This window comes from Cellulomonas algicola, from assembly GCF_003851725.1.
Classification (GTDB): domain Bacteria; phylum Actinomycetota; class Actinomycetes; order Actinomycetales; family Cellulomonadaceae; genus Cellulomonas; species Cellulomonas algicola.
In genome coordinates this window covers 1-4282 of sequence record NZ_BHYL01000357.1, presented here as the reverse complement: position 1 = coordinate 4282, position 4282 = coordinate 1, and the positions used below count along the sequence as shown (strand labels likewise).

General features: G+C 73.6%; 3 protein-coding genes. All 3 read left to right on the top strand.

All coding sequences use genetic code 11. The annotated features are described in order from the left end of the window. Positions 1–329: 329 nt before the first annotated feature. The 3 genes from CTKZ_RS18990 to gdhA are packed head-to-tail and all read left to right on the top strand — an operon-like array spanning position 330 to position 4228. Positions 330–1877, top strand: coding sequence for a trypsin-like serine peptidase (locus CTKZ_RS18990; protein WP_124344386.1), 1548 nt, complete (start codon positions 330–332; stop codon positions 1875–1877). Between the two features lie 10 nt (positions 1878–1887). Then, positions 1888–2883, top strand: coding sequence for an MvdC/MvdD family ATP grasp protein (locus CTKZ_RS18985; RefSeq protein ID WP_124344385.1), 996 nt, complete (start codon positions 1888–1890; stop codon positions 2881–2883). A gap of 10 nt (positions 2884–2893) precedes the next feature. Further along, positions 2894–4228: an NADP-specific glutamate dehydrogenase gene (gene gdhA / locus CTKZ_RS18980; protein ID WP_124344384.1), complete on the top strand. Its 1335-nt coding sequence runs from the start codon at positions 2894–2896 to the stop codon at positions 4226–4228. The last annotated feature ends 54 nt before the right edge of the window (positions 4229–4282 follow it).

Below are 4282 nucleotides of genomic sequence, written 5' to 3'. Positions count from 1 at the left end.
CCGCAGCACCCGACGCCCGCGTCCGCCTCGTGCGGCGCGGGCGTCGTCGTGCGTGCGGGGGGCGGGTGCCGGGCGGGGCGGCCGGTCGGGGTCGCGCCGCGTCGGTCGTCGGCGGCCCGGGAGCAGGTGCGGACGGCACGCCGCTGCACCGGGAGGCGTGCCGTCCGCGCGCAGGGTGTGCGCGGGGTCCATGAAACCGGACGGCACGGACCCGAATCGTTTCGAGCGCGACGCCTCCGCGGACGCCCCCCGGTATCCGAGCGCCGGCGCCGCGCTCCTTCCTCGGTGGCGCGGCAGGGGGACTGTCGCCGACCTGAAGGAGCACGGCCATGCCAGCGAAGAAGAAGCAGCCGGCCGACCTCGGCGGCGACGGGTTGTACCCGCCGCACCTCGAGGACCTGCCGGGGCAGGAGACCCGCGGAGCCGGGGAACGCGTGCCGTACGCCGACGTGCTGCGGTCCATCTGCGGCGCGACGGACGACTCGCAGGAGGTCGAGCAGTACGACGGCACGCTCGGCGTGACCGTCGCGTTCGTCAACGCCCACGAGCGGCCCGTCGTGCAGGTGCAGTGGAACAGCGACCTCGCGACGACGTTCACCAACCCGGGCAACGTCAACGGCGTGCGGTGGGGGACCGGCACGCTCATCGGCCCGGACCTCGTCCTCACGTGCGGCCACCTGTTCGACCCGGACCCGAACGGCTGGACGATCCCGCGGCAGAACGGTACGAGCACCCCGCTGTCGCCGCAGCAGGCCGCGACGGCCATGCACGTCAACCTCAACTACCAGGTGGACTCCGGCGGCACGCTCCAGGCCGAGCAGTCGTTCGCGATCACGCAGCTCGTCGAGTACCGGCTCGGCGGGCTCGACATGGCGCTGTTCCGTGTCGCCGGCAACCCCGGCCACACCTACGGCTGGTCCGAGTTCGGCACCGCGAACCCCGCGGTGGGTGACATGCTCGCGATCATCGGCCACCCCGTCGGCGCACCGAAGCGCATCGAGGCGGGACCGGCCACGCAGGTCACCGCGACCACCATCCGGTACGCCGACATCGACACCCTCGGCGGCAACTCCGGGTCCGGCATCCTGCACTCCCCGTCGGGACGCGTCGTCGGCGTGCACACCAACGGCGGCTGCACGGCCACGGGCGGCAGCAACTCGGGGACCGCGATCGCGGCGATCGTCGCGGCGTCGCCCACGCTGCAAGGGCTCACGCCGAGCTCGAGCACCGGGTCCGGGCTGGACTTCGCGACGCCGCTCGCGGCCGACATCACCGGCACGCTGCTGTCCGCCGACACGGCCGCGTCGACGGACACGGGCTTCCAGGACGTGATCGGCACCCCGATCGCCCAGGACGTCGCGACGACGATCGCCGCCGACACGGCGACGCCGAAGATCCAGGACCTGCTCGGCACCCCGCTGTCCCAGGACCTGGCGACGACGCACGCCACGGACATCGGCACCGCGACGCTCCAGGACCACCTGGGCACGCCGCTCGCGCAGGACCTCGCCACACCCGTCCAGCGGGACAACCTCACGTCGCTCAACCGCGACACGCACATCGCGCTCGACGCGGGCACGCCGGTCGCGATCGACTCGGGCGCGGCGGACCAGCCGGGCACGCTGTTCGCGGCGGACGTCGGCATCCTCAACCCCGGCGGGACGGTCGTGAACCCGGGGCTGACGGGCGGCCTCGTCGGCGGGCAGCGGCCGTTCGTGCAGGCCGGGCCGTACATCTCGCTCGGTCAGGACGAGGCCGGTGACACGGTCCTCGCCGCGGTGCTCGCCGAGCTCGAGGCGCTCATCGCCACCCAGACGCAGGTCCTCGGCTCGCTCCAGGCGCTCTACGCGACCCTGGCGGGCGAGGCGGACGGCTGACGAGGCCGTCGTGATCGGCATCGTCTCCCACGCGGGCGACCTGCACACGCAGACCGTGGCCCGGCACCTCGACGACCGGGGTGCCGGGCACCGGCTGCTCGACACGTCGCGCGTGCCCGCGGCGGCCGCGCTCACCACCCGGCAGCGTCCCGACGGGACCTGGACGGGCACGTGGGCGGACGCCGACGGCACGCTCGACCTCGCGGACGTCGGCGCCGTCTGGTGGCGTCGCCCGCAGCCGTTCGTCCTGCACGACGAGGTGACGCGCCCGCACGACCGCGGCTTCGCGCACGGCGAGTGCGCTGCGATGGTCGCGGGCCTGTGGGCGTGCATGGATGTGGAGTGGGTCAACGACCCGGACCGGGACGAGGTGGCGTCGCGCAAGATGCGGCAGCTCCAGCTCGCTGCGCGGCTCGGGCTGCGGGTGCCGCGCACGTGCATGACGAACGACCCGGCGCAGGCGCGCGACTTCGTCGGCTCGGAGCCGTCCGGCGTCGTCTACAAGTCGTTCTCCGCGACGCCGCGCACGTGGCGCGAGACCCGGCCGGTGCGCGCCGAGGACGTCGAGATGATCGACGCCGTGCGGTTCGCGCCGGTGATCTTCCAGGAGCTCGTGCCGGGCGGGCGGGACGTGCGGGCGACCGTCGTCGACGGCCAGGTGTTCGCGGCGGAGATCCGCGCCGACCGGTCGGCGTACGAGTTCGACTTCCGGATCGACACGATGAACGCGCCGATCAGCACGCACCGGCTGCCCGACGACGTCGAGCGCCGGCTGGTCGACCTCGTCGCGACGCTGGGCCTGCGGTACGGCGCGGCCGACTTCCGCGTCGCACCGGACGGGGAGCACGTGTTCCTCGAGGTCAACCCCGCGGGCCAGTGGCTGTTCGTCGAGCTCGCGACCGGGCTGCCGATCTCGGCGGCCCTGGCCGACCTGCTGGTGCGCCTCGACGCCCGCGCCGGAGATCCCCGTGAGACGGTTGCCCCACGCACCGGAGCCGCCGTGTGACCATGGGCCGATGAAGGAGCAGCTCGCCGACATCCTCGACCAGGTCCTGCGACGCAACCCCGGGGAGCGCGAGTTCCACCAGGCCGTCCGCGAGGTGTTCGAGAGCCTCGAGCCGGTCCTGCGCAAGAACCCGCAGTACGTCGACGCCGCCGTCCTCGAGCGCCTGTGCGAGCCCGAGCGGCAGATCATCTTCCGCGTGCCGTGGGTCGACGACTCCGGGCGCGTGCAGATCAACCGCGGCTTCCGCGTCGAGTACAACTCGGCGCTCGGCCCGTTCAAGGGCGGCCTGCGGTTCCACCCGTCGGTGTACCTCGGCATCGTGAAGTTCCTGGGCTTCGAGCAGGTCTTCAAGAACTCGCTCACGGGCATGCCGATCGGCGGCGGCAAGGGCGGCTCGGACTTCGACCCCCGCGGCCGCAGCCAGGGCGAGGTCATGCGGTTCTGCCAGTCCTTCATGACCGAGCTGTACCGCCACCTCGGCGAGCACACCGACGTGCCCGCGGGCGACATCGGCGTCGGCGGCCGCGAGATCGGCTACCTGTTCGGCCAGTACAAGCGCATCACCAACCGCTGGGAGGCCGGCGTCCTCACCGGCAAGGGCCTGTCGTGGGGCGGCTCGCTCGTCCGCACCGAGGCCACCGGCTACGGCACGGTCCTGTTCGCCGAGCGCATGCTCGGCACCCGCGGCCAGTCGTTCGACGGCCGCCGCGTCGTCGTGTCGGGCGCCGGGAACGTCGCCCAGTACGCGATCCAGAAGGCGCAGCAGCTCGGCGGGCACGTCGTGGGCTGCTCGGACTCGACCGGCTACGTGCTCGACGAGCGCGGCATCGACCTCCCGCTGCTCCAGCAGGTCCGCGAGGCCGAGCGCCTGCCCGTGTCCGTCTACGCCGAGCGCCGCGGCGCGACGTTCGTGCCCGGCCGCCGCGTCTGGGAGGTCGGCGCCGAGGTCGCGCTGCCGTGCGCGACGCAGAACGAGCTCGACGAGGACGACGCCGCCGCGCTCGCCCGCTCCGGCGTCCTCGCGGTGTCCGAGGGCGCCAACATGCCGACGACGCCCGCCGCCGTCGCGCTGCTCACCGAGGCCGGCGTGCTCTTCGCGCCCGGCAAGGCCGCCAACGCGGGCGGCGTCGCGACGTCCGCGCTCGAGATGCAGCAGAACGCGAGCCGCGACGCGTGGTCGTTCGAGTACACCGAGCAGCGGCTCGCCGGGATCATGCACGCGATCCACGACCGCTGCCTGACGACCGCCGACGCGTACGACGCACCTGGGAACTACGTCGTGGGCGCCAACATCGCGGGCTTCACCAAGGTCGCCGACGCGATGCTCGCCCTCGGCGTGGTCTGACCGCGGGCCGGTCGCGGGCCGCCAAATCCGTGGCCCGCCCGTCGTGGGCGCGCC